Source organism: Microcystis sp. M083S1, from assembly GCF_020246405.1.
In the GTDB taxonomy this organism is placed as follows: domain Bacteria; phylum Cyanobacteriota; class Cyanobacteriia; order Cyanobacteriales; family Microcystaceae; genus Microcystis; species Microcystis aeruginosa_C.
Map to the genome: position 1 here is coordinate 1 of NZ_JADBTB010000039.1, position 2,907 is coordinate 2,907.

At 51.4% G+C, this 2,907-nt stretch carries 1 protein-coding gene; it reads left to right on the forward strand.

The window, feature by feature from the left end; genetic code table 11:
• Positions 1-189: 189 nt before the first annotated feature.
• Complete coding sequence (locus tag IM450_RS03720; protein WP_287669039.1) at positions 190-2,670, forward strand: CPBP family glutamic-type intramembrane protease; 2,481 nt, start codon at positions 190-192, stop codon at positions 2,668-2,670.
• Positions 2,671-2,907: the final 237 nt, after the last annotated feature.

A 2,907-nucleotide genomic window follows, 5' to 3' on the forward strand; every position in this document is an offset into this window, starting at 1 on the left:
ACCCCCCTTATCAAGGGGGGATTAAGGGGGGATCGGCACCCCCCTTATCAAGGGGGGATTAAGGGGGGATCGGCACCCCCCTTATCAAGGGGGGATTAAGGGGGGATTAAAGGCAAAATCCATTTTTAATTTAATTATAACCAGCTACTTAGTCTAAACGCTGTAGGCTGGAGAAACCTGACTCGATCTATGAGCGTCAGCTATGCCATGAAAAGAACGATTTCCCGGATTGTCTGGATACTTCTCTCCCTAGCAGCGATCGCTCTAGCGGTTTTTCTGTTCAGTCCGCGGCCTGTGGAAGAAGCCAAGGCTGACTACTGGATCATGAGTCGGTTAGCGGTCAATCAACCAGGTTATTTTCCCCTAGAGCAATCCCTCGATCCGCGATGGTATCAACCGATCGCCCCCTGGATCGGTCGCCTGATTTTGCCAAAACCGGAGGAATATTCGGCGACACCGGGGGAAGATTGGACTTGGTTGCAGGTTTACCAAGCACCGCAGCCAGATTTAGTCGGTCAAAAAGTTCGTTTAGGTTGGCGGCAATCCCCGGCACTGGCTCGATATTTAGGACTGGTTACTAAGGATATTCGCTTCACTCCAGAGGCGATCGAGAGTGAAAAACAGGGAAATATCCTACCGACTCGCTTGAATGGTCGTTCAGGGGTCGGACCACTGCAAGCGCTGGCTGGATCGCGACCGCTCGATGATGTGGTGGTCAGCTTTCCCGATGCAGAAATCGGGGAAACGTCATTACAAGTGGAGCGAATGCCCTTGATCGTTACCGGGCGCTTTGTGGCATTGGTGAAAATTATCGGCGAAGCTCCCCCCCGAACCCCCAGCGACATCCCCAAGGTTTGCCCCGGTTCACCCCCCTGTGGGAGCGAACTTTTCCGAGTGCAACACTATAACCGCGACAGTGGACAATTCGACGGCAGCTCGGAAGTGATCCGCATTCCCCAACAACCCTTAGTTTCCGGAGGACGTTTTATCTCGACCCCCCGACAGTTAGCAGCGGCGAGGGAAGGAAAGGAGGGCTGGTATATCTACGGTGCGCGGGGACGGGATAACCTCTTTACCGTTCAAGCAATCAAACCTCGATCGCTGTTTCAACTGCAACCGACGGCAACCCTGACCGGGGTGCAATCGGGCCAAGATTACATCGCCCGCAGCACTTGGAACGATACCCCATCCCGCAAAGGAACCGCCAGTCGGGTAACAGTCCTGCCGGAGGGTGAAAAAAAATCATGGAAAGAGGGCGATAAAGGCATAGGAATTCATCTCTTCGGGGGAATCGGCGGTAAAAAAGGTGAAATTATTCAATTAGGAACGGTAACGGGTCATTTTTCCTATTTTCTCTACGAAGTGATTCGGGATGCCCTGACGGGAGAGTTACAGTGGCAGCTCGATTATGATCAGGTGTACGCTCACAATCCCCAGGGGATTTTATCTGGATATCAGAGTTGGGCGAACTATACGGGTAGTTTAGAGCGGGGATGGCTTAATTCCCGACCCCTATCCGATGCGATCGTGAAATTAGACCTATTGGAGGATTATAACTTCGGCGGGGTTTCTCTGTCTCCCCTGACAGAATTCCACAAGCAGTTAGAGATCATGATGGCTCGCTACCGGATCGGGGACGGGACCGGGGTTTCTAGCGTTACTCCTGCGACTTCCTGCGTGCAGGACTCGAATCAGGCCCTTTATATCACGATCGCTACCCTACGCCACCAGTTTGAAACCGATCCGCAGATCGCCGCTTGGTTGACAACCCATGCCGACGACCCAGAAACCTTGCGTTTTCAACGTTTGGGACAATTGAGCGATCGTTTGGAACGGGTATTAGCTCCCCGGGGGGTGATCCGGCCCGATTGGCGGCAAAACGCCCAAATTCTCGCCGGTATCACCGATAGTCGGGGCAAAGGCTTTATTCGGGAAAATACACTGGCCAACGCTCTACTAAGCTGGCGATCGATGTTACCGCGAGGCAGCAACGACGTGATTAGCGAGATTTTCCTGCGGTCAGGAGCTACTCTCTGGTTCCTCCGTACTAATCAGGTCGGGGGAGCGATGCCGGAGATTTTACCCCTCGCACCGACCAAGTTATTCGGGGAAATGCCGATGATCGCACCGATGCTCCGTCGCACCTTGGCAGCGATCGTGCTGCCCCTTACCGGTCGGGATTGGGGGGTGATGGCGATCGGATTGGGATTATACGGTGCGATCGCCCTAACTATCGGTTTTCGGTCGGGTTTTTTACGTTGGCGCTCCCCCGAAGGGAGACCGTTAGAGATACTGAAGATGCTCGTCTTCTGTTTTTTCTTCCCGGCATTCTGGGAGGAATTCGTCTTTCGGGTACTGTTAATTCCCCATCCCGAAACGGCAACTTCCACAGCTAACCTGATCCTCTCTGCTTTGGTCAGCATCACTCTTTTTACTGTCTATCATCCCCTCAATGCAATTATTTTTTACAAAAAGGGCAATCCGACTTTTTTTCAGCCTATTTTCTTGATTTTAGCGGCTTTATTGGGATTAACTTGCACCGTTGTCTATTGGCTGACCGGTTCTCTCTGGACGATCTCGGTGCTGCATTGGTTGGTGGTGGTGGTTTGGTTGCTGTTTTTGAACGGTCTATCCCGACTGACAAGGCGATCGAAGCGAGGCAGTTTTTAATGTTGTATTGATCGGACAATACCTGATGAGCCTTTTTCTGTCAACTCTTGAGGCCGATGCGTTTCATTTTTGAATTGCCGTAATTATAACCAGCTACTTAGGGTCTGCTGAATAAATCTAAAAACCTTGCTGGATAAGACTTTTAGCCTTTTTTGAAATCCAAAAGTACCAGATATGGGAGTGATCAGGGGGAAATTCAGCTACTTTTTCCCTGAAAATTAGGTAATTGACCCCCTC